This is a genomic window from Mesorhizobium sp. CA15 (assembly GCF_020165215.1).
Classification (GTDB): domain Bacteria; phylum Pseudomonadota; class Alphaproteobacteria; order Rhizobiales; family Rhizobiaceae; genus Mesorhizobium.
Genome location: NZ_JAIUHQ010000012.1, coordinates 1 through 26,865 on the forward strand (window position 1 = coordinate 1; position 26,865 = coordinate 26,865).

Genomic DNA, 26,865 nt, shown 5'->3' on the forward strand with positions numbered 1-26,865 from the left:
CAGCAACGCTCCCTTCCTTTCCCTCCGGAGGGGGGAAAGGTGGCGCTGCGAAGCAGCGACGGATTGGGGGAACCACGCGGCAATCAAGCCTCGGCCTGATCCGTCACGCCAGTCACAGAAGATGTGTGCATGGCGTAGCCGGAATTGCGTTGATGGAAGCTAGCCGATCGCGTCGAGCGCCTGCCGCTGGCGGTGCATTTCGAGGAAGATGCGGTAGTCGCGGTCGAAGCGGACGCCGGCTTCCTTGTTGGGGGCGCGCGTCCTGCCGCCCTGCTGCATGGCGACGCAGGCCGCGTTGAGGTCAGGGTAGATCCCGGCGGCGGTCGCCGCCACCATGCCGGTGCCGAGCAGCACCGCCTCGTCGGCCAGCGGCTCGACCACCGTGCAGCCGGTGGCGTCGGCATAGAGCTCCATCAAAAGCGGGTTCTTGGTGTGGCCGCCGGTGACATGCAGCGTGTCGATCAGATAGCCGTTCTCGTTCAGCGCTTCCAGCACATGGCGCACGCCGAGCGCGATGCCGACGGCGGTGCGCCAGTAGAGCTTGCACAGGCTGTCGAAGGAGGAATCGAGCGTCAGGCCGCTGATGACGCCGACCGCGTGGGGGTCGGCGAGCGGCGAACGATTGCCGTGGAAATCCGGCAGCACATGCAGCCTTGCCGCCAGCGCGTCGCCATCCTCGCCGCGCAGCTCGGCGACGCGGCGAGCGATCTTCATATGCATGGCCGCGTCCGGCTCGCCGCCGGCGCCATGCCAGCGGATGATGTGGTCGAGCAGCGCGCCGGTGGCCGACTGGCCGCCTTCCGACAGCCACAGCCTCGGCAAAGCCGCGCCGTAATAAGGGCCCCAGACGCCAGCAAAGGGCTGCGGGTCTTGCGACATGGCCATAACGCAGGACGATGTGCCGGCGATCAGCGCCAAATGCCGGCTGATGTTCCTCTCGTCGCCGGCAAAACCGCCCAAAACGCCAAGCGCACCGGCATAGGCATCGATGACGCCGGCGCCGACCCGGCATTTCTCTGTCAGACCAAGCTCGGCCGCGGCACTCGCCGTCAGCGGACCGATATCGGTGCCGACCGGGCTTGCCTTTTCCGGCAGATTGCCGTGCTCGAACAGGTCGCCGAGGCCGACCAACTCGAAAAAATCGCGCCGCCAGCTCTTTTCCTCATGCGCGAGATAGGTCCATTTGGCCGTCAGCGTGCATTGGGAGCGGGCGAGCGAGCCCGATGCCTTCCAGGTTAGGAAATCGGCGAGGTCGAACAGATAGCCGGCTTCATTCCATGTGCTCGGCAGATGACGCTTCAGCCACATCAGCTTCGGCGTTTCCATCTCCGGCGACATCACACCGCCGATATAATCGAGCACGGCGTGACCGCTTGCGGTGCATTCATCGGCCTCGGCGATGGCGCGGTGATCGAGCCAGACCATCGTGTCCCAGCGCTTCTCGCCGGTGACTGAAACACTGATCTGACCGCCCTGTCTGTCGCGCGCGACCAGCGAGCAGGTCGCGTCGAAAGAGATGCCGGCGATATCGCCGGCGGCGACGCCGGATTTTTGGAGCGCGGACCGCACGGATTTGCACACCGCCGACCAGATATCTTCCGAATCGTGCTCGGCATGATCGGGCTTGGGCTGATGCATGGCGATCGGATGATCGGCGCGGCCGAGCAGGTTGCCGCGCACGTCGAGAATGCCCGCGCGGGCGCTCCCGGTGCCGACATCGACCGCGCAAACGAAACTCTTGATCAAGATGCTTTTTCTCTCGCTCCCAGGCCTGCAATCAAATCGGGCAATTGCAGCATGTCAGCGAATATAAAGTCCGGTTCCGTCGACGCAAGCCGCGCCTTGAGGGCGGGATTGGAGGCATGCGAGCCGCCGGTGAAGGCAAAGACGCGCATACCCGCCGCGCGGGCGGCGGCGACGCCGGCCGGGCTGTCCTCGATCACCAGGCAGTTGCCCGGATGCGCGCGCATCGAGGTGGCGGCGTGGAGGAAGAGATCGGGCGCCGGCTTGCCGCGTTTCACCATGGTGGCGCTGAACAGATGCGGCTCCAGCAGCGGCAGCAGGCCGGTGACGTCGAGCGCATAGCGGATGCGTTCCAGCGTGCCGGACGAGGCGACACAGAAGGGCCGGCCGAGCTTCGGCAGCAGTTCCTTGACGCCGGGGATCGGCTTCAATTCCTCACGGAATTTGCGCATCAGGTCGACGCGCATGGCGGTCAAATGCCGGTCGCTGATATCGAGCCCGAAATCGCGGCCGAGAATCTCGCGCACGCTTTTCATGCTCTTGCCCAGGAAATGCTCGTAGGCGGCGTCCTCGCTGACCGTACCGCCGGCGAGCTCGATCATGCCGAGCAGCGCGGAGACCGAAAGCGCCTCGCTGTCGACCAGCACGCCGTCACAGTCGAAGATGACCAGCTCAGGCGTCATCGCGGATGCTTCCAGCTAAGCATTTCCAGGAAAAGTGTGAGCGGTTTTCCGTCCGGAATTGCGTAAAAAGAGACAGAGGCTTTCAGAGCTTTCCAGCGAGGTAACGCGTCAGGGTTTCGCGCGCGCCGTCCGCCCACAGCGCCTTCAACGCATGGCCAAAGGCCTCGGCGAAGACGGACGAACGGCCGACATCGCCATAGATGTCCTCCATCGCCAGCCAGGCCTGCGGATCGTCCTTGGCCGCCTTCGCGGTCGCCTGCATGCGGTCCCAGCTCGGGTCGTTCGGCTCGATGACGGCGCCGCTGTCGGTGGTGCCGAAGCAATAGCGGCACCACAGGGCCGATTCCAGCGCGAGGCCGGCGACGCCCTCGCCCGCCTTCAGCCGGTCGGCGATCGTCGGGATGATGAATTTCGGCTGGCGGTTGGAGCCGTCAAGGCAAAGCCGGCGGATGGTGTCGCCGATCTTGGGATTGGAGAAACGCCGCTCGATAAGCTGATAGTAGTCCTCCAGATCCGTATCCGGCACCGGCGGCACGGTCGGGATGATCTCGTCATGCTCGAGCTTCGACAGGAATGCGCGCACCAGCGGCTCCTGCATGGCTTCATGCACGAAATGGATGTCCATCAGCCCGGCCGGATAAGCGATCGTGGCGTGGCCGCCATTGAGGATGCGTATCTTCATCAGCTCGTAAGGCGAGACATCCTTGACGAATTGCACGCCGACCTTTTCCAACGCCGGGCGGCCGGAGGTGAAATGGTCCTCCAGCACCCATTGCTTGAACGGCTCGCAGAACACCGGCCAATTGTCCTCCAGTCCGAAATCGTCGGCGAGGATCTTGCGCTCGCGGTCGGTGGTTGCCGGGGTGATGCGATCGACCATGCCATTCGGGAAGGCGACCTTGTCCTCCACCCATTTGGCGAGGTCCTCGTCGATCAGCCGCGCAAGGCCGATGACGCCGTCGGAGGTGACGTGGCCGTTATGGGGGATGTTGTCGCAGGACATGACGGTGAACGGCACGATGCCGTCGGCCCGCCGGCGCAACAGTCCGGCAAGGATGATGCCGAAGACGGTCTTGGGCACAGCGCCGGGCTGTGCGTCGGCGACGATATCGGGATGGGCCGGGTTGAACTTGCCGGAGGCCGGGTCGATGAAATAACCGCCCTCGGTGATGGTCAGCGACACGATCTTGATCGCCGGATCGGCAAGCCGCTCGATGATCGCAGCCGCGTCGCCGGGCATCAGGAAATCGATCATGGCGCCGGTGACGCGGGCGCTCATATGACCCTGGTCCTGCTCGACGACGGTGGTCAGCCAGTCCTGTTCCTGCAGCTTGGCGCGACCGATCTTCTCGCCTTCGAACACGCCGGCGCCGATCAGCGCCCAGTCATGGCCCTCGCCGGTGCCGAACAGGTCGTCGAGATAGACCGCCTGATGGGAGCGATGGAAGTTGCCGACGCCGAAATGGACGATGCCCGCCTTCAGGACAGAGCGGTCATATTTCGGGCCGGCGACCTTGGCCGGCAGCATGGCGAGGTTCGAGGAAGAGAGTCTTACGGTCATCTCATTTACCCTTTGGCCGATCTGCAGCCCGACTGTTCCGCCTCCTTCGGATGGCGAGGATGAGGGGCAACACCCGGTATTCCAGTATGCTGCCCCTCACCTGCCCCATGGCGTCTTCTCCGGAGGAAAGAAGAGAAGCGCCTCCCCCTCAACTCATCCATTGGCCGCCGTCGACATTGTAGGTCTGGGCGACGATGTATTCGGCCTCGTCACTGGCGAGGAACACGGCCATGCCGGCGAGATCTTCCGGCTTGCCCATGCGACCGTAAGGCACACCTTCGCCGACCAGCCGCTTCTTCTCGCCCTTGGGCCGGTTCTCATATTTTGCGAAGAGCGCATCGACCTGGTCCCACATGTCGCTGTCGACGACACCCGGCGCGATGCCGTTGACGTTGATCCGATGCTTGATGAGGTCGAGCCCGGCCGACTGCGTCAGCGAGATGACGGCGGCCTTGGTGGCGCAATAGACCGCGACCAGCGGCTCCCCGCGCCGGCCCGCCTGGCTTGCCATGTTTATGATCCTGCCGCCCTTGCCACGCGCGATCATCGAGCGGGCCGCCGCCTGCAGCATGAACAGCGTGCCGGCGACATTGACGGAGAACAGTTTTTCGTAGCTCGCCCTCGTTATCTCGACGATCGGCGCGAGGTCGAAGATCGCCGCGTTGTTGATCAGCACGTCGAGCCCACCGGTCTTCGCCTCGACCGCTTTCACCGCTGCCTCGATCGAAGACTGGTCCGTGACGTCGAGCCTGATCGCGTAGGCGGCAGAACCGATCGCTTTCGCCGTCGCTTCCGCCGCTTCCAGGTCGATGTCGGCAATCGCGACTGTCGCGCCTTCGCGCGCATAGGCTTCGGCGAAGGCCTTGCCGATGCCGCGCGCCGATCCGGTGATCAGCGCCGATTTGCCTTTCAACCTCACTGCACCAGCGCCTTGCCGTCGGCGCCGAAGCGATGGAGCTTGGTCTTGTCGGGGGTCAGATAGACGGTGTCGCCATGCTTGACCGCGACCTCGCCGTCGGCGCGGACATTGATGGTGCCGATGCCGTCCGCCTGGACGTGGAGGAAGGTGTCGGAGCCGAGATGCTCGGCGACGCCCACCGTCGCCTTCCAGTCGCCGGCCGAGGTCGAGATGTTGAGATGCTCGGGCCGGATGCCGATGGTCTTGGCGCCATATTTCTCCGCCGGCGCGCCTTCGATCATGTTCATCTTGGGCGAGCCGATAAAGCCCGCGACGAAGAGGTTCTTCGGCGTCTTGTAGAGCTCCATCGGCGAGCCGACCTGCTCGATGTTGCCGGCATTGAGCACGACGATCTTGTCGGCCATGGTCATGGCTTCGACCTGGTCGTGGGTGACGTAGATCATCGTCGTCTTCAACTGATGATGCAGCTCGCTGATCTCAAGCCGCATGGTGCCGCGAAGCGCGGCGTCGAGGTTGGACAGCGGCTCGTCGAACAGGAACGCCGAAGGCTGGCGCACGATGGCGCGGCCGATGGCGACGCGCTGGCGCTGGCCGCCGGACAGCTGGCCTGGGCGGCGCTCGAGATAGTTGGTGAGGTTCAAGATGCGCGCGGCGTCCTTCACCTTCTTGTCGATGGTCGCCTGGTCTTCGCCGGCCATCTTCAGCGGAAAGGCGATGTTCTTGGCGACCGTCATATGCGGATAGAGCGCGTAGGACTGGAACACCATGGCAAGCTTGCGCTTGGCCGGCGCCTCGCGGGTTACATCGCGTCCATCGATGCTGATGGCGCCGCCGCTGGTGTCCTCGAGCCCGGCGATCAGCCTAAGCAGCGTGGACTTGCCGCAACCCGAGGGGCCGACGAACACCACGAACTCGCCGTCCTCGATGTTGAGGTCGATGTTCGGAATGATCGTCGTCGACCCGAAGGACTTGGAGACGTTCTTGAGCGCGATGTTTCCCATGGTTTCCTCCCGGGGATGGTCTTCGTCGTCCGCCGCTTGGGCGTTGCTACTTCACGGCGCCAAAGGTGAGGCCGCGCACCAGCTGCTTCTGGCTGAACCAGCCCATGATCAGGATCGGCGCGATCGCCAGCGTCGAGGCCGCTGACAGCTTTGCCCAGAACAGGCCTTGCGGACTGGAGAAGGAGCTGATGAAGGCCGTCAGCGGCGCGGCATTGGTGGTGGTGAGCCGGATGGTCCAGAACGCCTCGTTCCAGGCCAGGATGATGTTCAAGAGCATGGTCGAGGCGATGCCGGGAACCGCCATCGGCGTCAGCACATAGATGATCTCGTTCCACAGCGAGGCGCCGTCCATGCGCGCCGCTTCCAGGATCTCGCCCGGGATTTCGCGGAAATAGGTGTAGAGCATCCAGACCACGATCGGCAGGTTGATCAGCATCAGCATGACGGTTAGGCCGATGCGGCTGTCGAGCAGGCCGGTGTCGCGAAAGATCAGGTAGATCGGGAACAGCACCGCGACGGCCGGCATCATCTTGGTGGACAGCATCCACATCAGGATGTCCTTGGTGCGCTTGGTCGGCGAGAAGGCCATAGACCATGCCGCCGGGACCGCAATCAGGATCGCAAGCAGCGTCGAGCCGACCGACAGAATCACCGAGTTCAGGAAGAACTTGAAATAGCCGCTCTGCGCCTGCACCTCGGCATAGCTCTCCATGGTGCCGGACGGGATCAGTGCAAAGCCCTGGATCGCCTCCTGCTCGGACTTGAACGAGGTGATGATCGTATAAAGGATCGGAAAGAAGATCAGCAGGGCGACGATCCAGGCCGCGGCCGTGGCGATGGTCTTGTGCTGGGTGGTGACTGCGCGTGCCATGTCAGGTCCTCCCGTATCGGCGATGTTGGCAGCAGGGTCGACCCCCACTCCGGTTTGCTGCGCAAACCACCTCTCCCCCGATCGACGGGGTAGAGGAAGGGCGCGGCTTCGATGCAGGCGTTTCCTCTCCCCCGGGCAGGGGGAGAGGTGTCCCGCGCAGCGGGACGGAGTGGGGGTGGTTCAGCGCAAGCGGCATCGTCTCCCCCTACTTGTCCAGGTTCTTGCCGACGGCGCGCATGGCGAAGAATGCAACGATGTTGGCGAGAATGACGGCGATCACGCCGCCAGCGGACGCCTGACCGATTTTGAACTCCAGGAGCGCCTTCTGGTAGACGAGGAAGGGCAGGTTGGTGGAGGCATAGCCCGGGCCGCCATTGGTGGTGACCAGGATCTCGGCATAGACTGACAGCAGGAAGATCGTCTGGATCAGGATGACGACGGTGATGGCGCGCGACATATGCGGCAGCGTCAGATAGATGAAGCGGCTGAGGAAGCCGGCGCCGTCCATCTCGGCCGCTTCCTTCTGCTCGCCGTCGAGCGATTGCAGGGAAGTCAGCAGGATCAGCGTGGCGAAGGGCAGCCACTGCCAGGCGACGATGAGGATGATAGCGGTCAGCGGATGCTGGCCGAACCAGTCGATCGGCTCGGCGCCGAAAAAGCGCGCTATATCGGCAAAGACGCCGTATTGCGGATGCATGATCATGTTCTTCCAGACCAGCGCCGCGACCGGCGGCATGACGAAGAACGGCGAGATGACCAGGATGCGCACGATGCCCTGGCCCCAGATCGGCTGGTCGAGCAACAACGCCAAAAGGATGCCCCCGACCACGGTGATGACCAGCACGCTGACAACGATGATGAGCGTGTTGAGGATCGAGGAGAGGAAGGCCGGGTTGGAATAGAACAGCGCGTAGTTCGAGAAGCCGACAAAGCCGTTACGGATCGGGTTCAGCGGATTGTATTGCTGGAACGAGAACCACAGCGTGAACAGCAGCGGCACGATCATCCAGACGAACAGCAGGATTACCGATGGCGCCATCATGAAACGGGCAAGCGAACGGGTTTGCTGAGTAGCCATGACGGTCACCCTCCCAAGGTCAGCCGGATTTTCAGAGTCGTGCCAGAATTTTCCCGATTTTGAAGGGTAGCCGCCCGAACTGGGTTTCGGGCGGCCCCTTGCCGGTCATGATGCGCTACCGGCGTTCGGCACCGGGAGGAGCCTTACTTGATGTAGCCGCCTTCGGTCATCGCCGCGGTGGCGGCGTCCTGAGCCTGCTTCAGCGCGTCGTCGACGCTCGACTGGCCGGCAAGGGCTGCCGAGAAGAGCTGGCCGACGGTGGTGCCGAGGCCCTGGAATTCAGGGATGGCGACGAACTGCACGCCGACATAGGGCACCGGCTTGACGGTCGGATGCGTCGGATCGGCGGCATTGATGGAGTCCAGCGTCATCTTCGCGAAGGGCGCCGCCTTCTGGTACTCCGGATTGGCGTAGAGCGAGGAGCGCGTTCCAGGAGGAACATTGGCCCAGCCCTCCTTCGAGGCGACGAGCTCGAGATAGTGCTTCGAGGTCGCCCATGAAACGAATTTCTCGGCGGCATCGGCCTTCTGGGTGCCGGCGGGAATGGCGAGCGACCATGCCCACAGCCAGTTGCCGCGCTTGCCGAGGCCGTTGTCGGGCGCTAGCGCATAGCCGACCTTGTCCGCAACCTTCGAGGCCTTCGGATCGGAGACGAAGGACGCCGCGACGGTGGCGTCGATCCACATGCCGCACTTGCCCTGCTGGAAGAGCGCCAGGTTCTCGTTGAAGCCGTTGGAGGAAGCGCCTTCCGGACCGTCGGCCTTCATCAGGTCGACATAGAACTGCAGCGTGTTCTTCCATTCCGGCTGATCGAATTGCGGCTTCCAGTTCTCGTCGAACCAGCGGGCGCCGAAGGAGTTCGACATGGCGGTGAGGAAGGCCATGTTCTCGCCCCAGCCGGCCTTGCCGCGCAGGCACACGCCATTCACGCCGTTGGCGCGGTCGGTCATCTTGTCGGCGGCCTGCTTGATGAAGTCCCAGGTCGGCGCGTCGGGCATCTTCAAACCAGCCTTCTCCATCAGGTCCTTGCGGTACATGACGAAGGAGCTCTCGCCGTAGAAGGGCGCGGCATAGAGCTTGCCGTCGACCGAAAGGCCGCCGGCGATGGCCGGGATGATGTCCTTGACGTCATAGTCGTCGCCGAGCTTGTCGAGCGGCAGGAGCCAGCTCTGCTTTGCCCAGATCGGAACCTCGTAGGTGCCGATGGTCATGACGTCGTACTGGCCGCCCTTGGTGGCGATATCGGTCGTGACGCGCTCGCGCAGCACGTTCTCTTCAAGCGTCACCCAGTTGAGCTGGATGTCGGGGTTGGCCTTGGTGAAGTCGTCCGTCAGCTTCTGCATGCGGACCATGTCGCCATTGTTGACGGTGGCGATGGTGATGGATTCGGCATTCGCGGCGAAAGCGAGGGCGCTGGCCGACAACAGGCCCAGGGTGAGCGTGCGAAGTTTCATCAAATTCCTCCCATAAACCAAGATGAGCATTTGCCTTGGTTATGGGCAATTACTCACTTGGCGTGAATTATGTCAACCCTGAATCTGTGCTGCAGCGCAGCAGAAATGACGCCGCACGACCCGGTCGGGCGACGCGCCGGTATCCTACGGAGGAGGAACGTCAGGGCGATTGGCTTACGGGCAGGCGATCTCGGCCAGGAGCCAGTCGCGGAAGGCGCGGATCTTCGGCACGTTGCGGCGCGCCGTCGGATAGACCAGCCAATAGGCATGGCCGTCGTCGCCGACGAGGTCGAAGGGCTGGACCAGGCGGCCGTCGGCGATCTCGTTCTTGAACAACGACCTGGTCAGGATCGCAACGCCATGGCCGGCCATGGCCGCGTTCGCTTCATAGGCCTGCGCGCCCATGCTGGAGCCCGGCCGTTTGGCGAGGTCGTGCCCGGTCACGCCGGCGGCCTCGAACCATTGCGTCCACCAGATGTCACCGGGGTCGAGGATCGGCAGGCGCAACAGGTCCGCCGGCTCCCTGACGCCGCCGATGCTCGCCGCGAGCTTCGGGCTCAGCATCGGCGTGAAATCGGCGTCGAGCAGCTTATGCGCCTCCAGGCCCGGCCATTTGCCGGCGCCGGAGCGAATGGCGAGATCGACATCCTCGCGCGCGAAATCGGTCAGGCGGCTCGACGTGTCGAGCCGCACGGCAAGTGCCGGATGCGCGAGCTGGAACGCGCCCAGATGCTGCGCCAGCCAGTTCGAGGCAAAGGTCAGCACGGTGGTGATGCAGAGCAGGCCGTCGGCGCCACCGCGCGCCGCGGCATAGGCCTGACCCAGGATAGCGAAGGCTTCGCTGACGGCGGGCGCCAAGCGCTGGCCGGGCTCGGTCAACTCGATCTGTCGTGGACGGCGCAGGAACAGCGGCGCGCCGATGCGCTCCTCGAGCAGCTTGATCTGGTAGCTCGCAGCCGCCTGGGTCATGCCCAGCTCCTGCGCCGCCTTGGTGAAGGACAGGTGCCTGGCCACCGCCTCGAACACTCGGATCGCCTGCAGCGGCGGCAGGGGCGCAAGCTGCGGAGAGCTGAGATCGGGCATAAGGCCTCCTTATGAGTCATGATCGAGGTTTGATTGGAAGCACGAACCGGTCAGACCGATATTTGGGGTCGACGATCAATCCAGTTCAAGCATTGCGAAGGCTGACGATCATGGTCACGGTTCAGGAAAAGCTCGTTTCCACCCCGGCACAAGGCTGGTTTTTCACTTTCCTGCGGGAATTTGCAAGGTTTTCGGGCCGCAGGCGCGGTTATCTCGATGTCCGGGAATTTTCCGAGCATCTGCAGCGCGACATGGGTTTTCTCGACGGCAACGATCCGCGCGGCCGCTCGCAATAGCCGGCACTTTTTATGGGCAATTAGCCGGCAAGCAGTGCTTCGGCCGTGCGTTCGTCGGTGATGAGGCCGTTGACCAGCCGGCGGTTGACGGCGGCCAGGATGCCCGCCAGCTTGCGTTCGCCCATGGCCAGAGCGATGACCAGCGACCTTTCCCGCGACGGCAGCGCGGCGGAAGACACGCGATCGTTGGTGATGCCTTCGATCATGCGGCCTTCGCGGTCGTACACCCAGCCGACGATCTCGGCGATGCCGCCTGCCTTCTGCAGCGCCTTCAACTCGTTTTCGGAAATGAAGCCGTCCTCGTAGAGCGGGGCCTTGGGCCCGAGATCGCCGATGCCGACGAAGGTGACATCGGCCTCGGCCGCCAGCGCCAATGTAGGCTGGATCATCGGCTGGTTGAGCAGCATCTCGCGCTCTTCCGGCGAGGACGCAATGACCGGCAGCGGCATCGGGAAGGACCGCGCCTTGACGCGGTCGGCCATGGTGAAGATGACGTTGTAGAAGGCGGCCGAGCCGTCGGGCGAGATGTTGCCGGTCAAGGACACGACCTTGTGCTGCGGGCATTCCATCGGCGGCAGTTGCTCGATCGCCGCCTTCAGCGTGCGCCCGGTGCCGATCGCCATGACGATCGGAGCCTCGGAGCGCAGCCGGCGTTCGATCTCGGCCGCGGCCGCCTCGGCGATGCCGATCGTCGTCGAGCTCGAAGTCGGGTCGCTCGGCACCACCTCGACAAGGTCGAGCGCGAAGCGCGACTTCAGCCGCGCGGCGAGGTCCAGGCAGTTGGCGATCGGATGATCGACCCGCACCTTGATCAGGCCCTCCGACATGGCGAGCGATACCAGCCGCTGCGCCGTCTGCCTGGAAATGCCGAGCTTGGCGGCGATCTGGTCCTGCGTGTTGCCGGCAACATAATAAAGCCAGCCGGCGCGCGCGGCGTCGTCCAACCTGGTGCTGCCGATTTCCTGTCGCGAATTCACGTCTCGCCTCCCAACCCGCAGAATGCTGAAACGGGCGCCATAGCTTACAGCGATTGCGCCGACGCGCAATTGTCTATCGAAAGAGCAATTGCTTGGCAGTTTTCCTGATCCCGAAGGATCAATCCGCCGCTTGCCCAACCATTTGCCGGCGGGACGGTTTATCTCCACCGGGAAACCGATTAAGGGGGATCGGCGAAGGGAGCCGCGCATGACGCCGAAAGCCGTTTTCTGGGATATGGACGGGACGCTGGTCGACAGCGAGCCGCTGCACGAGGCGGCACTTGTGGCGGCGCTGCGCAGCGTCGGCATCGCCCCGCCGGCCGACCTGCATCAGCGCGTGCTGGGCATCGCGGCATGGCCGGTTTACGAAATGCTGCGCGACGAGTTCGGCCTCGCACTGCCCTTCGACGATTGGATCGTGCGCAAATATGACCATTATCTGCCGCTGGCCGAAACGCTGAAGCCACGCCCCGGCGCGATCGAGGTGTTCAACGAATTGCGCGCGCTCGGCGTCGAGCAGGCGGTGGTGTCCAACTCCGACCGGCTGATCGTTGACGCCAATCTGCGCGCCGTCGGCCTCACCTATCCGGGCATGATGACGGTCAGCCGCAACGACGTGATTGACGGCAAGCCGCTTCCCGAACCATTCCTGCGCGCCGCCTATCTCGCCGGCGTCGATCCGGCGGATGCTTTTGCCGTCGACGACAGCCTGACAGGCGCCATGGCCGGACTGGCGGCGGGCATGAAGACGATCTTCTGGCCGGAGGCGCCGATGGAAGGCCCGGCCGGCGCGATCATCATCAACAGCGCCGAAGAGCTGCGGGCGCAACTGGGGCTCTGAGCAGCTTCAGACGTCGGCGCCGCTCCGCCCTTCGGGCACCTTCTCCCCGTGAACGGGTTACGGCATGCACACCTTTTCCAAGTGGCTGGCCTTTGGCGATAGCGTGCATGGCAGCTTGGCGCATGAATTGTCTCATGTAGCGCTGGTCGACCCCCACTCCGTCTCGGCTTCGCCGAGCCACCTCTCCCCCGATCGACGGGGTAGAGGAAAGGCGCCAAGTTTTTTGCCGTCAACGCTCGTCCAGCAACGCTCCCTTCCTTTCCCTCCGGAGGGGGGGAAAGGTGGCGCTGCGAAGCAGCGACGGATTGGGGGAACCACCTGGCAATCAAGCCTCGGCCTGATCGGTCACGCCAGCCACAGAGGATGTGTATAGCGTAACCGGGGAGAAGGAAGATCAATTCCGGTAGACCGGCTCTTCCTCGTCGAGGATTGCCTTCAACTCGGCAAGGTGACGCTCGGCCTGGCCGGGATAATCATCCATTTCGCGCGCTGTTTTCTCGGCGATCTCGTCGGAGAGGGTGCGCAGCGGACGGCCGGTCCACAGCGCCTTGATGTAGGTCTCGGCGGCGCGTTCGAAATAGAACATGCGGTTGAAGGTGTCGGCGACGGTGTCGCCGATGACCATGACGCCGTGATTGCCCATGACCATCACCTTGACCTTGGGGTCGGTGAGAAGCTGGGAGCAGCGCTCGCCCTCTTCCTCGAAGGCCAAGCCGCCATAATTGGCGTCGACGACATGGCGGTTGAAGAACATGGCCGAGTTCTGGTCGACCGGCGGCAGCGTCGAATCGGCGAGCGAAGCAAGCACGGTGGCGTGGATCGAATGGACATGCATGGCGCAGCGCGCATGCGGGACGTTGCGGTGGATGGCGCCATGCAGGCCCCAGGCGGTCGGGTCGGGCGCGTTGGGGCCGGACAGCGTGTCCGGATCGTTGGCGTCGATCAGCAGCAGGTCGCTCGCCTTGATGCGCGAGAAATGCACCTGGTTGGGATTCATCAGGAACTTCGTGCCTTCGTCGTTGACGGACAGCGAGAAATGGTTGGCCACCGCCTCATGCATGTTGAGCCGCGCCGTCCAGCGGAAGGCGGCGGCGAGATCGACCCGCTCCTCATAATAGGGCAGGTTGCTCAGCGGTTCCTTGTGCAGGCGGGCAAGGCTCATCGAAAATCCTCCGCTTGGGTTTGTTTTCCGAGAATGCCGCGCATGGCGGCTGCCAGCAACCGATAAACGGTGGCTCAGCGGATCAAGCCGCCGGGCGCGACGACTGCAGGCCGCCCTGCTCGACGATAAAGTCGATCACTTCCTGCAAGCCCTTGCCGCGCGACAGATCAGTGAAGCCGAAGGGCCTTTTGCCGCGCATGCGGCCGGCGTCGCTCTCCATGACGTCGAGGTTGACGTTCACATAGGGTGCCAGATCGCTCTTGTTGATGACGAGGAAATCCGAGCGGGTGATGGCCGGGCCGCCCTTGCGCGGGATCTCCTCGCCCTGGCAGACCGAGATGACGTAGAGGGTCAAGTCGGCAAGGTCAGGCGAGAAGGTGGCGGCGAGGTTGTCGCCGCCGGATTCGATGAAGATGATGTCGAGATCGGGGAATTTTTTGTTCAGCTCGGCAATGGCGCGCAGATTGATCGAGGCATCCTCTCGGATGGCGGTGTGCGGACAGCCGCCGGTCTCGACGCCGACGATGCGCTCTTCGGGCAATGCTTGTAGCCGCGCGAGCATCATAGCATCCTCCTTGGTGTAGATGTCGTTGGTGACGACGGCGATCGAAAAATCGTCGCGCAACGCCTTGCAGAGCTTTTCGGTGAGCGTCGTCTTGCCGGAGCCGACCGGGCCGCCGATGCCGATGCGAAGAGGACCGTTTTTCGATGTCATGCCGGAAACTCCGTGATGGCAAGGATTGCGAAGCCTGCCCCGATCAAGAGGCAAAGCGGCGAATAAAGGCTTTGGTCAAGCCGCGCGAAAGGCTGTTCGGGCGCAAGCCGGCGCCACCAGGGCGCGAAGCCGGCAATGCCGCGGCCGAGGAAGACGAGGCCGATCATCAACGCCGTGGCGGCCAGGCCCTCCCGTGGAAAGGGCGTCGCGAAGACGCCGGCCAGCGCCAGCGGCCAGAGCGTCGCGAGCGCGAGGCACGCGGCGACGGCAAAACTCGCGAATGACGACGGCATCTCATCGACGCCGCGGAAGCCGACGACGGCGCGGGCGCAGGATGCCTGGTCCCTACCCGGCCAGATGCCGCCTATGCCCCAATAGACATGCAGCGTGGTGACCAGGAGCAGGACGAAGGAGAGGATGACGGCAAGCACGATCATGAGCGGAACAGCCTGGAATATTGCGTCTCATGCTGCATCGCCATGATGTCGGACATGAAGGCCGCGCCGCCCATATCGTCCAGGCTGGAAGCGGCGGCGCGCGATGCGGTCGCCAGCGCCAGAGGTTCGAAGCCGGCTAACAATGCGACGGCGTCGACCTGGCCGACGACACCCAACCTGATTGCCGCTTGCAGGAGGTTGGAGAAGAAAGCCTGCACGAAGGCGGAGAGCGCCTCCGAAAGGCCGATGCCGCTGCCGCCCGCAAGGGCGCCGACTGCTACGCAATAGGGGCAATCGGCCGGCAGGCGCTCCAGCGCTCGAGACGACCAGGCCGACGCCGCGTGGAGGAAGGCTGTGCCCTGCAGCATGGTTTCCGTGTGCCGCTCCTGCGACCCGGCGAGCGCCTCGGCCAGCGCGGCAACCTCGCTGAGATCGCCGCCGTCACGTCCGCGGCGCCAGCTTTCGGCGAAGAGCACAGCGTCGTTCCAGCCCGAGCCGATCTCGACCAGCGTCTCCAGCCAGCCGGCGAGATCGTCACGATCCGCGATCAGCCCGTCATGCACGGCGCGCTCGATCCCGTGGCTGTAGGAGAAGCCGCCGACCGGAAAGGACGGCGACAGCCAGGCCATCAGTCGCAGCAGCGCGACGCTGGAAAGCTCCTCAGTCATGATGATGGTGGTGGTCGTGGTGATGGTCGTGCGCATGATCGTGGTGATCGTGATCATGGCCGTGGTGATCATGGCCGTGGTGGTCATGATCGTGATCATGCGAATGGCCGTGGTCGCGGCTATGCCCGGAATAGGCGCCACGCACTGGGCTGAAGGGCTGCGAAACCTCGTTCACCGTGGCGCCGAGGCCTTCGAGCATCGCCTTGATGACATGATCGCGCAGGATGAGGATGCGGTGCGCCTCGATCGCCGCCGCGAGGTGACGGTTGCCGATGTGCCAGGCAAGTTCGGTGAGATGAACCGCGTCGCGGGCGCGGATGTCGTAGACCTCCTCGGGCGCGGCGACGATCTCGAGCTGGCGGCCGTCTTCCAGCACCAGCCGGTCGCCATTGTTCAACGCTACCGGCTCGGGCAGGTCGACCAGCACCTTTTCGCCGCCGGCGGTTTCGACGGCGCGGCGGCGCAGGTGCCGCTCGTCATGCGGCAGCACTGCCCTGTCGTAGGGCGGCGCCGAGCCAGCCTCGCCGGCTGGCAACACCGAGACGGCGCGCGGGAATTTGGTGAAATCGGTGGTAATGTTGAGCTTCATTTCATGGCTCCGCCATTGGCTTGGGCACGGGCACGAGCGGGGCGCCCGAGGACACGATCGAAATAGGTGTTGACGCGCTGGGACTCGATCGGAAAACGGCCGGCACGAGCCCAGCCGCCAATATCGCCCAGCAACACGTCGACGGCCGAGAAGCGGTCGCCCAGCGCAAAGGGCTTGTCGCCAAGCCGCCGTTCCAGCGCCTTTATTTCGGATGCGAAATCATAGGCTGCGGCCGGGCCGACATCGACCCGCACATCCCTGGGTAGCAGGAAGCGATGGCGCAGCTTGTTCCACAGCGGCGCTTCCAGCTCGCTCTGGGCGAAGTGCATCCAGGAGTCCATCTCGGCGCGGCCGGCGAGACCCGGATTGGCACCCATACCTTTGTCGGCGTGCTTATCGGCCAAATAGACGCAGATCGCCGCTGAATCCGTGACCTTGAGCTCGCCGTCGATCAGGATCGGCACCTTGCCGGAGGGGTTGAGCGCATAGGCCTCCGGCGAGCGCAGCTTCACCTCGACGAATTCGTAGGGCTGGCCGAGCTCCTCGAGCATCCAGAGCACCCGGCTGACCCGGGATCCGCGCGATCCGACGGCCTTGTACATGGTTGAGTCCTGCATTTCCCCGATCCTAGATCAACGCATGCATCAGCCCAATGGCGCTCAGACGATGGTGTCGAAGAGCCGCATGATGAACGATACCTGGTAGACAAGCGCGGCCGCGACGAAAGCGACGTGGAAACGGCGGTCGCGAACCAGGATCGCCACCAGGCAGAGCGCGACGAAGACCGGTGTGCGGAACAGATATTCATTGCCGAAGCGGGCGAAATGCTCAGGGCCCTTGAGCAGCGTGTCGATCACGTCGAGCAGATAGGTAGCCGCCAGCAGCCCGAAGAACCAGGCGCGGCGCGAGTAAAAATAATCCTCGTAGCTGGTGTAGTCGAGCATCGAATCCGGAAACAGCAGCGCGCAAAGCAGGAACAGCGTGATGGCGTAAAAGATGATGAAAAGATATTTGCCGAAGGTCCAGTTCTCGATGGCGTAGAGGCCGAATTCCCACCACCAGAAATGCACCAGCATCAACAGCACCGAAGCGACCCAGGCGAGATGCACCGCATAGAGCCGGTACTGGCCTGGATGCTGGACGATGCGGGCAGTTCCCGAAAGCAGACGCGTGACGCCGAGGCCGATCACCATGCCCATGACGATGCGGATATGCGGAAAGATGTCATGCGGGGAGGCTATTTCGGTGGGCATGCGTAATCACAATGCGGCTGCTGCTTTGCCGCATATTGCGGTCTGCGCGCGCGAGCCGCAACGATATTTGCCCATTCGCCGATCAGCCGCCTGTCAAAACAGGAAATACCGTTGCGCCATAGGCAGCACGGTCGCGGGCTCGCAGGTCAACAGCTCGCCGTCGGCGCGCACTTCGTAGGTCTCGGGATCGACCTCGACATGCGGCGTGGCGTCGTTGAGCACCATCGAATGCTTGCCGATGCCGCCGCGCGTGTTCTCGACCGCGATCATCGCCTTGTCGACGCCCAGCCTGCCCTGCAGGCCGGCGTCGAAGGCGGCCTTGGAGACGAAGGTCACCGAGGTGTTGGTCAGCGCCTTGCCATAGGCGCCGAACATCGGCCGGTAGTGCATCGGCTGCGGCGTCGGGATCGAGGCGTTCGGATCGCCCATGGGTGCTGCGGCGATCGAGCCGCCGACCAGCACCATCTCCGGCTTGACGCCGAAGAAGGCCGGGTTCCACAGCACGAGATCCGCCCGCTTGCCGACGGTGATCGAGCCGATCTCCTTCGACAGGCCGTGCGCGATGGCCGGATTGATCGTGTATTTGGCGATGTAGCGGCGGACGCGGAAATTGTCGTTGTCGCCGGTCTCGTCAGGCAGCGCGCCGCGCTGGCGCTTCATCTTGTCGGCGGTCTGCCAGCAGCGGATCGCCACCTCGCCGACCCGGCCCATGGCCTGGCTGTCGGAAGAGATGATCGAGAAGGCGCCGATGTCGTGCAGGATGTCCTCGGCGGCGATCGTCTCCTTGCGGATGCGGCTTTCGGCAAAGGCGATGTCCTCCGGGATCGACGGCGACAGATGGTGGCAGACCATCAGCATGTCGAGATGCTCGGCGAGCGTGTTGACCGTGTATGGCCTGGTCGGATTGGTCGAGGACGGGATGACGTTGGGCAGGCCGCAGATCTTGATGATGTCGGGCGCATGGCCGCCGCCGGCGCCCTCGGTGTGAAAGGCATGGATGGTGCGGCCCTTGATGGCCGCCACCGTGTTCTCGACGAAGCCCGATTCATTCAGCGTGTCGGTGTGGATCATCACCTGGACGTCGTAGTCGTCGGCGACCGACAGGCAGCAGTCGATGGCGGCCGGGGTCGTGCCCCAGTCCTCATGCAGCTTCAGCGAGCAGGCGCCGGCCAGCACCATCTCTTCAAGCGCCGCCGGCTTTGACGCATTGCCCTTGCCCGACAGGCCGATATTCATCGGAAAGGCATCGAAGGACTGGATCATGCGCGCCATGTGCCAGGGTCCCGGCGTGCAGGTGGTGGCCAAGGTGCCATGCGCCGGGCCGGTACCGCCGCCAAGCATGGTGGTGACGCCGCTCATCAGCGCTTCCTCGATCTGCTGCGGGCAGATGAAATGGATATGCGCGTCGAATCCGCCGGCCGTCAGGATCTTGCCTTCGCCGGCGATGATCTCGGTACCGGGGCCGATGATGATGGTGACGCCGGCCTGCGTGTCCGGATTGCCGGCCTTGCCGATCGCGGCGATGCGGCCATCCTTCAGGCCGATATCGGCCTTGACGATGCCGGTGAGCGCATCGACGACCAGCGCATTGGTGATGACGGTATCGACGGCGCCGCCGGCCCGCGTCACCTGGCTTTGGCCCATGCCGTCGCGGATGACCTTGCCGCCGCCGAATTTTACTTCCTCGCCGTAAACGGTGAGATCCTTCTCCACCTCAATGAAGAGCTCGGTGTCGGCAAGCCGCACCTTGTCGCCGACCGTTGGTCCATACATCTGCGCATAGGCGGCACGGCTTATCCTGGCCATCAGCGATTGCTCCCGAAATTCAGGTTGAATGAACGCGAGGTGCACATTGTCGCCACCCAATGGTCACGCAATGACCCGCTCGGCGACACCTTGCGCTCCCATTTGGCGGTTGAGGTGCCCCGGTCAGCCCAAAAGGACCGTTTGCCAAACCGATGGAAGGAATATCCATGCTCAAAGCGATTCTTCTCGCCGCAACCGCCACTACGTTGATGGCGGGCACTGCCAATGCCCAGCAGCAGCCGACGCCGCAGCCCAGTCCCGCGCCGACCGCGCCCGCCGCGCCCGCCGCGCCGAAAGCCCAGCCCGCGGCGCCCGCTATCCAAAGCGTCAATGTCGTCGACATCACCGAACTGCCCAAGGACACGCAGACGCAGGTCAACCAGATCGTGGCGCAACGCGGCGATGCCGGCCTGCAGACATTGCGCAAGTCGATCGACGCCACGCCCAAGGTCAAATCCGCGCTCGAAGCCAAAGGCATGAGCTCCGCGCAGGTGATCGCCGCAAGCATGCAGCCCAATGGCGCGCTGACGCTGATCACCAAGAAAACGAGCTGATTGCACGCCCAGGCGGGCCGCCTTGCGGTCCGCCAGCCATATTTTGAAGGGAATGCGGGCCGCGTCACGGTCCGCCTGCCGGCTTTTGAAGGGAACCTCCGGCCAAGCAGGACCGTTTCGCTGTTGTCGCCCCGCCACGAGTTCAGTCAGGAGCGAGCGATGGCGAAAGCCCCGCGTTTTAAAAGATGGAGTTCCGCGGTTGCCGCCACGCTTTTCGTGGCTGCGCCCCATGCGGCGCCCGCGGCGCAGCCGCTGGACAACGACAGGCCTGCCGCGGCAATCGTCGATTCCGATGTCCGGCAGGAAGAGGCGCTTTCCTCGACGGAGGCCGGAAAGGTCATCACTGCCATCGACCGCACCCGCGACAACATCGGCACGGTGCGAAAGACAACCAAGCTCGATACGGTCGACATCGTGTTCCTGACCGACGCGGCGCGCAGCGAGGGCGGGCCGCCGCCGGCGATAGAGAACAAGGTGAAGCAGCATCAGGAGGACGTCGCCGAACTGCGCCAGGAGATCGAGGCGAACGCCCTGCTCTTCAACGCGATCGATTCGCGGCGCGTGCAGGCCGAGGACGTGCTCGCCGTAGAGTTCGACAATCCGGGGAAGGTCGTCATCTATGCCGCCGCCAAGCCTCCGAAGTGATGTGAGCGCGCCGGCGGACGTCACAGCTTGCCCATCACCTTTTGCTGGAAGCCATAGACCTCGCGCTTGCCGCCCAGCGGCACCAGCGTGACGTCGCGCTCCTGCCCGGGCTCGAAGCGCGTCGCGGTGCCGGCGGCGATGTCGAGCCGCATGCCGCGCGCGCTCTCGCGGTCGAATTTCAGGCCCTCATTGGTCTCGTAGAAATGATAGTGGCTGCCGACCTGGATCGGCCGGTCGCCGCTGTTGGCGACCTTGAGCGTCACGGTCGGCAGCCCCTTGTTGAGCTCGATCTCGCCCTTGGCCGCGATGATTTCGCCGGGGATCATCGCGCCCTCACAACACGCCGAAGGCGAGGCCGACGCCGGCCGCCGCGCAAGCCGCACCCGCAGCGCGCGCCAGGCTGCGGAAGCGAATGCCGAGGCTGAGGGCGGCCGCGATGCCCACGGCATGGAGAAGGGCCGTCGCGGCGGCGAAGCCCGCAATGTATTCCAGCCCGCCGGCGTTTTCGGGCACTTCCGTGCCGTGGGCGTGACCATGGAACAGCGCGAACAGACCGATGACCGCGATCCCGGTCGAGACCGGCAGGTCAATCGCCAGTGCCACCAGCAGGCCAAGCGTCACCACGGAAGCGAGGATGCCGGGCTCGACGAAAGGCATCGGCACATGCAGCATACCGAGCGCGCCGCCGGCCAGCATCACGCCGACAAAGGCCAGCGGCCAGGCCCAGATAGCCTTGCCGCCCTTCAGCGCCGCCCACAGGCCGACGGCGATCATGACCGTCATGTGGTCGAGACCGGACAGCGGGTGCGCGAAACCGGCGGCGAAGGACGAGGACGTGGCGATGCCGACATGGGCATAGGCCGGCATGGCGGCTGCCAGGAAAAGGATCGCGGCAAGCGTGGCACGTTTCGTCGAAGCGGGGATCATCTTTCTGCCCTTCCAATTGAACCGGTCAAGCGGCCTTGCGCGGACCGCAGCCTTCGGCCTTGAGCACGCGCCTGGTCGACGGCGGATATTTCGTCAGCTTGGCCGCCGGCCGGATCGGCCGCGGCGCGAAATTGCCGCCGCAATTGGGGCAGACGCCACCCAGCACATTGTCCACGCAGTCGGCGCAGAAGGTGCATTCGAAGGTGCAGATCAGCGCATCGGTCGCTTCCGGCGGCAGATCCTTGTCGCAGCATTCGCAATTCGGCCTGAGCTCCAGCATCTGTCTTCCTCCTCACCGGACCGGTTCATGCACGGTCACCAGCTTGGTGCCGTCGGGAAATGTCGCCTCGACCTGGACGTCGTGGATCATCTCGGCGATGCCGTCCATGACCTGGGCGCGGGTGACGACATGCGCACCCGCCTCCATCAGTTCCGCGACCGGGCGGCCGTCGCGCGCGCCTTCGACGACGAAGTCGGTGATCAAGGCGATGGCTTCGGGATGGTTGAGCTTGACGCCGCGCTCCAGCCGCTTGCGCGCCACCATCGCCGCCATGGCGATCAGCAGCTTGTCTTTTTCACGCGGCGTCAGGTTCATGCAACTTCCCGGCAATCGAAATCAGAGTGACCACAATTTAGGCAGGCCCGCCCGCCCATTGAGCAGTTCGACGAGCGGAACCAGCCACTTGCGGAGCTGGTAGCCGTCGCCGGCACAGAGCCTCGCAAGAAGCTTGCCAGATCGGCCGACGCGCCAGAAACTGGCGCCGCCCCAACCACCGATGGCGGGGTCGCCGATGATGGCGCGGGCGGGCTCCAGCAGACTTTCGGCCTGCGGCGACACCAGCAGCAATGTGGCGACGGCAAGCGCGCCGCCGGTCGCCGCCGGCCGCTGGAGCGTTGCGGCGATGTCCGGGCCGAGCCGAAAATCCTCCGCATGGATCAGCGCGCCGCCCTGACGGACCCGCCAGCGGTCATGGAAACTGCCGTTGGTTGTCCGCTCGCCCATCGCCAGCCGGCCGAACAGCGCGGCCTCCAGCACCAGTGCCTCGGCATCGTCGCCAAGCTCGACATCCAGCGTGCGGGCGAAGGCGGCGCGGTCGAAAACGATAGTTTCCTGCGGCAGCCAGGCGATGCGGCCGCCCGGACCGACCCGCAGGTTGACGCTTGTCTCGGCCCTGTCGGCGGCGGCACGATAAATCTTCTCGCAGGCCTGGGTGGTGACGGCGGCGGAGGCGTCGGCGCCGACCTCGACTGTCCAGCCGAGGCGATCGCCGCCGGTCAGCCCGCCGGCGGTGTTGATCAGCACCGCCTCGAGCGGATCGCCTTGCACCGCCGGCAGGCGGATCTTGGCCGATCCGTCCTGATAGAGCCGCCGCAGGCGCGTCCGGCCGCCGCTCTTGCCGCAGAAAAGCCTGCCTAGGCCGGCAACGCGTTGCGCGGCAGGCAAGGGAGGGGCGGCCAAAGGCGAGGCAGGCTGGGATGTCAAAGTGTTGCCGATCATGTCCATGATCCCAGGTTAAGCACTCCGGCGGCTTTGTCGATATCGCTTGTTGCTTGACATCGTTTCGGTTTCTATAGAGGGAAGCCACCTTGGAGCGGTCGCGCGGTGCCTGGCGAGGTAAGGGCAACGGCGTTTGTTGGGTCCGGGGATCAAAAAAGAGGCGCTGATCAGTTGGCGTCGGGCAACGACAGGGAAGGAACCGAATGGCTGACCAGCTGACGACCGAGATCATCGAAAAGATCAAGGCGCATGCCGATACCGGCGGCGAGGAAATCACCGCCAGCACCGATCTCGGCACGCTCGGCATCCATTCGCTGGAGCTGACCGAGATCATCTTCGATCTCGAGGAAAAGTACGGCATCGAGATCGAGATGAACACGGTCGATGCCTGGAGCAACCTCAAGAACGTCGGCGACATGGTCGAGGCGGTTCGCGAACTGATCGCGAAAAAAGCCTGACTGCATGCAAAAACGCGTCGTCATCACCGGTATTGGCGGGATTTGCGGGCTCGGCAACGATGCGGCGGCGATATGGGACGCCATGCGCGCCGGCCGCTCGGCCATCGGCCCTATCGACAATCCGTCGCTGCATGACCTCAAGGTCAAGACCGGCTGCGAAATCAAGCAATTGCCGGACCATGGCATCGACCGCAAGCAGGTCGTGTCGATGGACCGCTTCAGCCTGCTGGCCGTGATCGCGGCGCGGGAAGCCATGCAGCAATCGGGCTTGACCGCGCATGCCGACAACACCTACCGGATGGGCGCAATCGTCGGCATCGGCGTCGCGGGCTTCGAGACGATCGAGGAGAACTACCGCGCCATCCTGCTCGAAGGGCGCAACCGCGCCGCCATCTTCACCGTGCCGAAAGTGATGCCGGGCGCGGCCGCCGGCCAGGTCAGCATGAATCTCGGGTTGCGCGGCCCTGTTTTCGGCGCCACCTCGGCCTGCTCGTCGGCCAACCACGCGATTTCCTCGGCGGTCGACCAGATCAGGCTCGGCCGCGCCGACGTGATGGTCGCCGGCGGCACCGAAGCGCCGCTGGTGTGGGGCGTGCTGAAGGGCTGGGAGGCGCTCAGGGTGCTTTCGCCCGACACTTGCCGGCCGTTCTCGGCCGATCGCGCCGGCCTGGTGCTCGGCGAAGGTGCCGGCATGGCGGTGCTCGAAAGCTACGATCACGCGATGGCGCGCGGCGCCACGATTCTGGCCGAGATCGCCGGCGTCGGGCTTTCGGCCGATGCCTCCGACATCGTCGCGCCGACCGTCGAGGGACCGGAAGCGGCCATGCGTTTCTGCTTGGCGGATGCCGGGCTCAATCCGGAAGATGTCGACTATCTCAACGCGCACGGCACCGGTACCAAGGCCAACGACCAGATCGAGACAGCGGCGATCAAGCGCGTCTTCGGCGAGCATGCCCGTTCGCTTTCGGTGTCGTCGACGAAGTCGATGCATGCGCATTGCCTCGGCGCTTCGGGCGGACTGGAGATGATCGCCTGCGTGATGGCGATCCGCGACGGCATCGTGCCGCCGACCGCCAATTACCGCGAGCCGGACCCCGAATGCGATCTCGACGTGACGCCGAACATGGCGCGCGAGCGCAGGGTGCGCGCGGCGCTCAGCAACAGTTTCGCCTTCGGCGGAACCAATGCGGTGCTGGCCTTCAAGACGGTTTGACCGCGGCCCACTGGTTGACTGTGTGTCCATGCCAAGCCGCTTGCCGGTGTATTGATCCCGGTCGGCCGGGATCCTAATTCTCCCTGACCCGCCATGAGCGCCGCCCGCCGCCGATCCGCATCCGGAGTTTGCGATGACCGACCTGTCCGCCTTTCCGATCGCCAAGCGCTGGCCGGCCAAGCACCCCGAGCGCCTGCAGCTTTATTCCGCCACGACGCCCAATGGCGTGAAGGCGTCGATCGCGCTGGAGGAGATCGGCCTGCCCTATGAGCCGCATTATGTCGATATCGGCAAGAATGAGAGTTGGACGCCGGAATTCCTGTCGCTCAATCCGAACGGCAAGATACCGGCGATCATCGATCCGGACGGTCCGGGCGGCAAGCCGATCGGCTTGTTCGAGTCCGGCGCCATCCTGCTCTATCTGGCCGACAAGACCGGCAAGCTCATTCCCGCCGATCCGGCGCGCCGCTACGAGGCGATCCAATGGGTGTTCTTCCAGATGGCGGCGATCGGCCCGATCTTCGGGCAGGTCGGCTTCTTCCACAAATTCGCCGGGCGCGAAATTGCCGACAAGCGGCCGCTGGAGCGCTACCGCGACGAGTCGCGGCGGCTGATCGGCGTGCTCGAAACGCGCCTGAAGGGCCGCAAGTGGATCATGGACGACGACTATACCATCGCCGATGTGTCGATGCTGGGCTGGGTGCGCAACCTGATCGGGTTCTACGAGGCGCGCGACCTGGTCGGTTTCGACGATTTCCCGACCGTTGCCGAATGGCTGGAGCGCGGCCTGGCACGGCCTGCGGTGAAGAGGGGCCTGACCATCCCGGCGAAGGGCTGAAGTAGCTTCGGGAAACGTGCAGCGGTGGGCGCAACAAAAAAAAGCCCTGCGGGCGCGCTTGACCGAGGTTGATCGCGCGGCCCATGCCGGGCTGGTTCGACCTCGGAAAAGGCGCTTTGGCTGAAGGTGGCGGTGGCTAAGCGGGCGCGGCTAGCGCCTGCGTTGGAGATTAGCCGGACCCCCGTGTCGTCGTCATACTCGGGCTTGACCCGAGTATCCATGCCGTGGCCCTTGCCGTAGAGTGCAACCGTGCAGAATTCTGTAACCGCAGCAAGGCCTTAGCGTCACGGCATGGATTCTAGGGTCTGCGCGCGTCGCTTCGCTCCTTGCTCCGCCCTAGAATGACGACCGTGCTGTCGTGGTGGCCAATCGCGAAGGTCCGGCTCGGCGACTTCGCCGTCCGGAATCGCGTAAAGGGGCTACTTCGCCTTGGCCTTGGCACCACCGCGACCGAACACGGAAGCCGCGAGCCGCGCGGTGGCGACGACCGCTCCTGTGGCGACGCTGGCCACGGTGCGGATCGGCCCCGATTTGCTTGCCGGCGACTTGGCATGTTTCGCGCTCTTGGCCGCGACCTTGTGGGCCGCGCCGGGCGTCACTTTCTTCGGCGCTGCCTTACCGAAGGTCGGCTTGGCGTCCTTCGATCGTTCGGCCGCCGCGGCGCCGGCTTGGGCTTGCGTCGTCCTGGATTGGCTGGCCCTGGCCTTTTTGGGCGCGGTTTTTCTGCTGTTCGTTGCCATCTGACGGCTCCTGCATTCTCGGTCGCAGTTTCGGAGGGAAAGCATCCACCGCCTTCCTGGAATTGCTCCGGCGCCGGACAATTCGGGATAAGGTCATAACGGCGCGAAAACCTTAAGGTTCCCGCCCAAAACTATTGAAAATTGAGCAGGTTAACCAATAACCAAGGAACCAACGACCATGTCGGCAGGCCGGCGCCGCGCCAGCACCCGCTCGATGTTGGGCATGTCGTTGGAGGCGATCCATGCGCGGGCGTCCTCGTCGGACTTGCCATGTTCGCGCCAGCGCTCCATCAGGCGGCTTTCGAGCTCGGCCCGCGGCACGTCGACGAAGATGGTGAAATCGAACAAAGGCGCCAGCCGCGACCACGGCTCCTCGTCGAGCAGCAGATAGTTGCCCTCGACCAGGATGAACTTGGTGTCGGTGCCGACGATTTCGGCCGCCGCGCGCGACAGTTCCATGCTGCGGTCGAACACGGGAATCGCGATATCGGGTTCGCCGGAGCGGATGCGCTTCAAGAGCGTCTCGAAACCGGCGAAATCGAACGTTTCCGGCGCGCCCTTGCGGGGGCGCAGGCCGCGGCGGTTGAGAATGATGTCGTCATAATGAAAGCCGTCCATCGGTACTACTTCGGATGTGCCTTCCGGCAGCAGCTCATGCAATGCAGCGGACAGCGTCGACTTGCCGGAGCCGGGCGGACCGGCGATGGCGACAACGAAGCGCCTGGCTCCGCCGGCGCGCTTGAAGATGGCGGCTGTGATATGGGCGATCTCGGACATCGGCGGCTTTCCGGCTGCGGTTCAGCCGACATCTTGGCGGGTGTCGGCGGAAAATTCAAACCTTAGGACGTCGTTTAG

32 protein-coding genes are annotated in these 26,865 nt (G+C 64.4%); 7 read left to right on the forward strand and 25 right to left on the reverse strand.

From position 1 onward, the window contains the following. Nucleotides 1-159 precede the first annotated feature (159 nt). The 9 genes from LB515_RS18890 to gcvA all read right to left on the reverse strand — a co-directional run bounded on the left by LB515_RS18890 (nt 160) and on the right by gcvA (nt 10,393). Entirely contained in the window at nt 160-1,746 is a 1,587-nt protein-coding gene (locus LB515_RS18890; protein ID WP_224708606.1) for an FGGY-family carbohydrate kinase, read from the reverse strand. After that, nucleotides 1,743-2,426, reverse strand: a complete 684-nt coding sequence (locus LB515_RS18895; protein ID WP_224708607.1) for an HAD-IA family hydrolase — start codon at nt 2,424-2,426, stop codon at nt 1,743-1,745. The genes LB515_RS18890 and LB515_RS18895 overlap by 4 nt, the downstream gene beginning before the upstream one ends. Before the next feature lie 82 nt (nt 2,427-2,508). Beyond that, complete coding sequence (locus LB515_RS18900; RefSeq protein WP_224708608.1) at nt 2,509-3,987, reverse strand: mannitol dehydrogenase family protein; 1,479 nt, start codon at nt 3,985-3,987, stop codon at nt 2,509-2,511. 148 nt (nt 3,988-4,135) lie between these two features. Next, the gene (locus LB515_RS18905; RefSeq protein ID WP_224708609.1) at nt 4,136-4,906 is read right to left on the reverse strand and encodes an L-iditol 2-dehydrogenase; all 771 of its coding nucleotides are present in this window, start codon (nt 4,904-4,906) and stop codon (nt 4,136-4,138) included. Continuing rightward, nucleotides 4,903-5,907: an ABC transporter ATP-binding protein gene (locus LB515_RS18910; RefSeq protein ID WP_095768105.1), complete on the reverse strand. Its 1,005-nt coding sequence runs from the start codon at nt 5,905-5,907 to the stop codon at nt 4,903-4,905. Before LB515_RS18910 ends, LB515_RS18905 begins: the two co-directional genes overlap by 4 nt. Nucleotides 5,908-5,953: 46 nt before the next feature. Then, complete coding sequence (locus LB515_RS18915; protein WP_140846390.1) at nt 5,954-6,778, reverse strand: carbohydrate ABC transporter permease; 825 nt, start codon at nt 6,776-6,778, stop codon at nt 5,954-5,956. Between the two features lie 205 nt (nt 6,779-6,983). Beyond that, nucleotides 6,984-7,856 (reverse strand): carbohydrate ABC transporter permease, encoded by an 873-nt coding sequence (locus tag LB515_RS18920; protein WP_224708610.1) that lies wholly within the window; start codon nt 7,854-7,856, stop codon nt 6,984-6,986. A 143-nt stretch (nt 7,857-7,999) separates the two neighbouring features. Further along, nucleotides 8,000-9,310 carry an ABC transporter substrate-binding protein gene (locus LB515_RS18925; protein WP_224525737.1) on the reverse strand — a complete coding sequence of 437 codons (1,311 nt, stop codon included), beginning with the start codon at nt 9,308-9,310 and terminating at the stop codon, nt 8,000-8,002. A 174-nt stretch (nt 9,311-9,484) separates the two neighbouring features. Further along, nucleotides 9,485-10,393 (reverse strand): transcriptional regulator GcvA, encoded by a 909-nt coding sequence (gene gcvA, locus LB515_RS18930; protein WP_224560586.1) that lies wholly within the window; start codon nt 10,391-10,393, stop codon nt 9,485-9,487. Nucleotides 10,394-10,455: 62 nt separating this feature from the next. On the opposite strand from gcvA, the gene LB515_RS18935 reads away from it, so the two are divergent. Next, entirely contained in the window at nt 10,456-10,689 is a 234-nt protein-coding gene (locus tag LB515_RS18935) for a hypothetical protein (RefSeq protein WP_318012632.1), read from the forward strand. A 20-nt stretch (nt 10,690-10,709) separates the two neighbouring features. On the opposite strand, the gene LB515_RS18940 is transcribed toward LB515_RS18935, so the two are convergent. Further along, the gene (locus LB515_RS18940) at nt 10,710-11,666 is read right to left on the reverse strand and encodes a sugar-binding transcriptional regulator (RefSeq protein WP_140686938.1); all 957 of its coding nucleotides are present in this window, start codon (nt 11,664-11,666) and stop codon (nt 10,710-10,712) included. A 208-nt stretch (nt 11,667-11,874) separates the two neighbouring features. On the opposite strand from LB515_RS18940, the gene LB515_RS18945 reads away from it, so the two are divergent. Then, on the forward strand, nt 11,875-12,507 hold the full coding sequence (locus LB515_RS18945) for an HAD family hydrolase (protein ID WP_224708611.1): 633 nt from the start codon (nt 11,875-11,877) through the stop codon (nt 12,505-12,507). Nucleotides 12,508-12,901: 394 nt separating this feature from the next. Here LB515_RS18945 and LB515_RS18950 read toward each other — a convergent pair whose 3' ends face one another. From LB515_RS18950 to ureC, 8 genes are all read right to left on the reverse strand, one after another. Next, complete coding sequence (locus LB515_RS18950; protein ID WP_140628305.1) at nt 12,902-13,669, reverse strand: class II aldolase and adducin N-terminal domain-containing protein; 768 nt, start codon at nt 13,667-13,669, stop codon at nt 12,902-12,904. 82 nt (nt 13,670-13,751) lie between these two features. Then, nucleotides 13,752-14,384 (reverse strand): urease accessory protein UreG, encoded by a 633-nt coding sequence (gene ureG, locus LB515_RS18955; RefSeq protein WP_140843696.1) that lies wholly within the window; start codon nt 14,382-14,384, stop codon nt 13,752-13,754. After that, a complete protein-coding gene (locus LB515_RS18960) occupies nt 14,381-14,821 on the reverse strand; it encodes a DUF3995 domain-containing protein (protein WP_224708612.1) in 441 nt (146 codons plus the stop codon). The genes ureG and LB515_RS18960 overlap by 4 nt, the downstream gene beginning before the upstream one ends. Next, entirely contained in the window at nt 14,818-15,525 is a 708-nt protein-coding gene (locus tag LB515_RS18965) for an urease accessory protein UreF (RefSeq protein WP_411969155.1), read from the reverse strand. Before LB515_RS18965 ends, LB515_RS18960 begins: the two co-directional genes overlap by 4 nt. Further along, the gene (locus tag LB515_RS18970; RefSeq protein ID WP_224708613.1) at nt 15,482-16,078 is read right to left on the reverse strand and encodes an urease accessory protein UreE; all 597 of its coding nucleotides are present in this window, start codon (nt 16,076-16,078) and stop codon (nt 15,482-15,484) included. Before LB515_RS18970 ends, LB515_RS18965 begins: the two co-directional genes overlap by 44 nt. Beyond that, nucleotides 16,075-16,680 carry a glutathione S-transferase family protein gene (locus LB515_RS18975; RefSeq protein ID WP_318012634.1) on the reverse strand — a complete coding sequence of 202 codons (606 nt, stop codon included), beginning with the start codon at nt 16,678-16,680 and terminating at the stop codon, nt 16,075-16,077. Before LB515_RS18975 ends, LB515_RS18970 begins: the two co-directional genes overlap by 4 nt. Nucleotides 16,681-16,737: 57 nt before the next feature. Beyond that, nucleotides 16,738-17,331: a hypothetical protein gene (locus LB515_RS18980; RefSeq protein ID WP_224708615.1), complete on the reverse strand. Its 594-nt coding sequence runs from the start codon at nt 17,329-17,331 to the stop codon at nt 16,738-16,740. Between the two features lie 93 nt (nt 17,332-17,424). Next, complete coding sequence (gene ureC, locus LB515_RS18985; protein ID WP_411969154.1) at nt 17,425-19,137, reverse strand: urease subunit alpha; 1,713 nt, start codon at nt 19,135-19,137, stop codon at nt 17,425-17,427. A 167-nt stretch (nt 19,138-19,304) separates the two neighbouring features. Here ureC and LB515_RS18990 point away from each other — a divergent pair, with 167 nt between their 5' ends. Both LB515_RS18990 and LB515_RS18995 read left to right on the forward strand, forming a co-directional pair. After that, complete coding sequence (locus LB515_RS18990; protein ID WP_224708616.1) at nt 19,305-19,691, forward strand: hypothetical protein; 387 nt, start codon at nt 19,305-19,307, stop codon at nt 19,689-19,691. A gap of 159 nt (nt 19,692-19,850) precedes the next feature. Further along, nucleotides 19,851-20,336, forward strand: a complete 486-nt coding sequence (locus tag LB515_RS18995; RefSeq protein WP_140843683.1) for a hypothetical protein — start codon at nt 19,851-19,853, stop codon at nt 20,334-20,336. 20 nt (nt 20,337-20,356) lie between these two features. Here LB515_RS18995 and LB515_RS19000 read toward each other — a convergent pair whose 3' ends face one another. Genes LB515_RS19000 through LB515_RS19020 form a run of 5 tightly spaced genes read right to left on the reverse strand, consistent with a single transcriptional unit; the run spans nt 20,357 to nt 22,761 of the window. Beyond that, nucleotides 20,357-20,662 (reverse strand): urease subunit beta, encoded by a 306-nt coding sequence (locus tag LB515_RS19000; RefSeq protein WP_224546641.1) that lies wholly within the window; start codon nt 20,660-20,662, stop codon nt 20,357-20,359. Nucleotides 20,663-20,669: 7 nt separating this feature from the next. After that, the gene (locus LB515_RS19005) at nt 20,670-21,263 is read right to left on the reverse strand and encodes a HupE/UreJ family protein (protein ID WP_224708617.1); all 594 of its coding nucleotides are present in this window, start codon (nt 21,261-21,263) and stop codon (nt 20,670-20,672) included. Between the two features lie 25 nt (nt 21,264-21,288). Then, nucleotides 21,289-21,543: a DUF1272 domain-containing protein gene (locus LB515_RS19010; RefSeq protein WP_140756795.1), complete on the reverse strand. Its 255-nt coding sequence runs from the start codon at nt 21,541-21,543 to the stop codon at nt 21,289-21,291. A gap of 12 nt (nt 21,544-21,555) precedes the next feature. After that, complete coding sequence (locus LB515_RS19015; protein WP_224708618.1) at nt 21,556-21,858, reverse strand: urease subunit gamma; 303 nt, start codon at nt 21,856-21,858, stop codon at nt 21,556-21,558. A gap of 21 nt (nt 21,859-21,879) precedes the next feature. After that, entirely contained in the window at nt 21,880-22,761 is an 882-nt protein-coding gene (locus LB515_RS19020; protein WP_224708619.1) for an urease accessory protein UreD, read from the reverse strand. 203 nt (nt 22,762-22,964) lie between these two features. Here LB515_RS19020 and LB515_RS19025 point away from each other — a divergent pair, with 203 nt between their 5' ends. The 3 genes from LB515_RS19025 (at nt 22,965) to LB515_RS19035 (ending at nt 25,270) form a co-directional block, all read left to right on the forward strand. Then, nucleotides 22,965-23,219 carry an acyl carrier protein gene (locus LB515_RS19025; RefSeq protein ID WP_041003067.1) on the forward strand — a complete coding sequence of 85 codons (255 nt, stop codon included), beginning with the start codon at nt 22,965-22,967 and terminating at the stop codon, nt 23,217-23,219. Between the two features lie 4 nt (nt 23,220-23,223). Then, on the forward strand, nt 23,224-24,432 hold the full coding sequence (locus LB515_RS19030) for a beta-ketoacyl-[acyl-carrier-protein] synthase family protein (protein ID WP_224708620.1): 1,209 nt from the start codon (nt 23,224-23,226) through the stop codon (nt 24,430-24,432). 133 nt (nt 24,433-24,565) lie between these two features. Then, entirely contained in the window at nt 24,566-25,270 is a 705-nt protein-coding gene (locus LB515_RS19035) for a glutathione S-transferase family protein (protein ID WP_224525761.1), read from the forward strand. Between the two features lie 419 nt (nt 25,271-25,689). On the opposite strand, the gene LB515_RS19040 is transcribed toward LB515_RS19035, so the two are convergent. Continuing rightward, nucleotides 25,690-26,010, reverse strand: a complete 321-nt coding sequence (locus LB515_RS19040) for a hypothetical protein (protein ID WP_224708621.1) — start codon at nt 26,008-26,010, stop codon at nt 25,690-25,692. Between the two features lie 150 nt (nt 26,011-26,160). Beyond that, nucleotides 26,161-26,787: a nucleoside triphosphate hydrolase gene (locus tag LB515_RS19045; RefSeq protein ID WP_140843669.1), complete on the reverse strand. Its 627-nt coding sequence runs from the start codon at nt 26,785-26,787 to the stop codon at nt 26,161-26,163. Nucleotides 26,788-26,865 lie beyond the last annotated feature (78 nt).

Coding starts and splice junctions, on each gene's coding strand:
- LB515_RS18895 (WP_224708607.1), bottom strand. CDS start 2,426: ATGACGCCTGAGCTGGTCATCTTCGACTGTGACGGCGTGCTGGTCGAC.
- LB515_RS18900 (WP_224708608.1), bottom strand. CDS start 3,987: ATGACCGTAAGACTCTCTTCCTCGAACCTCGCCATGCTGCCGGCCAAG.
- LB515_RS18910 (WP_095768105.1), bottom strand. CDS start 5,907: ATGGGAAACATCGCGCTCAAGAACGTCTCCAAGTCCTTCGGGTCGACG.
- LB515_RS18915 (WP_140846390.1), bottom strand. CDS start 6,778: ATGGCACGCGCAGTCACCACCCAGCACAAGACCATCGCCACGGCCGCG.
- LB515_RS18920 (WP_224708610.1), bottom strand. CDS start 7,856: ATGGCTACTCAGCAAACCCGTTCGCTTGCCCGTTTCATGATGGCGCCA.
- LB515_RS18925 (WP_224525737.1), bottom strand. CDS start 9,310: ATGAAACTTCGCACGCTCACCCTGGGCCTGTTGTCGGCCAGCGCCCTC.
- gcvA (WP_224560586.1), bottom strand. CDS start 10,393: ATGCCCGATCTCAGCTCTCCGCAGCTTGCGCCCCTGCCGCCGCTGCAG.
- LB515_RS18945 (WP_224708611.1), top strand. CDS start 11,875: ATGACGCCGAAAGCCGTTTTCTGGGATATGGACGGGACGCTGGTCGAC.
- LB515_RS18950 (WP_140628305.1), bottom strand. CDS start 13,669: ATGAGCCTTGCCCGCCTGCACAAGGAACCGCTGAGCAACCTGCCCTAT.
- ureG (WP_140843696.1), bottom strand. CDS start 14,384: ATGACATCGAAAAACGGTCCTCTTCGCATCGGCATCGGCGGCCCGGTC.
- LB515_RS18960 (WP_224708612.1), bottom strand. CDS start 14,821: ATGATCGTGCTTGCCGTCATCCTCTCCTTCGTCCTGCTCCTGGTCACC.
- LB515_RS18965 (WP_411969155.1), bottom strand. CDS start 15,525: ATGCGCACGACCATCACCACGACCACCACCATCATCATGACTGAGGAG.
- LB515_RS18970 (WP_224708613.1), bottom strand. CDS start 16,078: ATGAAGCTCAACATTACCACCGATTTCACCAAATTCCCGCGCGCCGTC.
- LB515_RS18975 (WP_318012634.1), bottom strand. CDS start 16,680: ATGTACAAGGCCGTCGGATCGCGCGGATCCCGGGTCAGCCGGGTGCTC.
- LB515_RS18980 (WP_224708615.1), bottom strand. CDS start 17,331: ATGCCCACCGAAATAGCCTCCCCGCATGACATCTTTCCGCATATCCGC.
- ureC (WP_411969154.1), bottom strand. CDS start 19,137: ATGGCCAGGATAAGCCGTGCCGCCTATGCGCAGATGTATGGACCAACG.
- LB515_RS18990 (WP_224708616.1), top strand. CDS start 19,305: ATGCTCAAAGCGATTCTTCTCGCCGCAACCGCCACTACGTTGATGGCG.
- LB515_RS18995 (WP_140843683.1), top strand. CDS start 19,851: ATGGCGAAAGCCCCGCGTTTTAAAAGATGGAGTTCCGCGGTTGCCGCC.
- LB515_RS19000 (WP_224546641.1), bottom strand. CDS start 20,662: ATGATCCCCGGCGAAATCATCGCGGCCAAGGGCGAGATCGAGCTCAAC.
- LB515_RS19005 (WP_224708617.1), bottom strand. CDS start 21,263: ATGATCCCCGCTTCGACGAAACGTGCCACGCTTGCCGCGATCCTTTTC.
- LB515_RS19010 (WP_140756795.1), bottom strand. CDS start 21,543: ATGCTGGAGCTCAGGCCGAATTGCGAATGCTGCGACAAGGATCTGCCG.
- LB515_RS19015 (WP_224708618.1), bottom strand. CDS start 21,858: ATGAACCTGACGCCGCGTGAAAAAGACAAGCTGCTGATCGCCATGGCG.
- LB515_RS19020 (WP_224708619.1), bottom strand. CDS start 22,761: ATGATCGGCAACACTTTGACATCCCAGCCTGCCTCGCCTTTGGCCGCC.
- LB515_RS19025 (WP_041003067.1), top strand. CDS start 22,965: ATGGCTGACCAGCTGACGACCGAGATCATCGAAAAGATCAAGGCGCAT.
- LB515_RS19030 (WP_224708620.1), top strand. CDS start 23,224: ATGCAAAAACGCGTCGTCATCACCGGTATTGGCGGGATTTGCGGGCTC.
- LB515_RS19035 (WP_224525761.1), top strand. CDS start 24,566: ATGACCGACCTGTCCGCCTTTCCGATCGCCAAGCGCTGGCCGGCCAAG.
- LB515_RS19040 (WP_224708621.1), bottom strand. CDS start 26,010: ATGGCAACGAACAGCAGAAAAACCGCGCCCAAAAAGGCCAGGGCCAGC.
- LB515_RS19045 (WP_140843669.1), bottom strand. CDS start 26,787: ATGTCCGAGATCGCCCATATCACAGCCGCCATCTTCAAGCGCGCCGGC.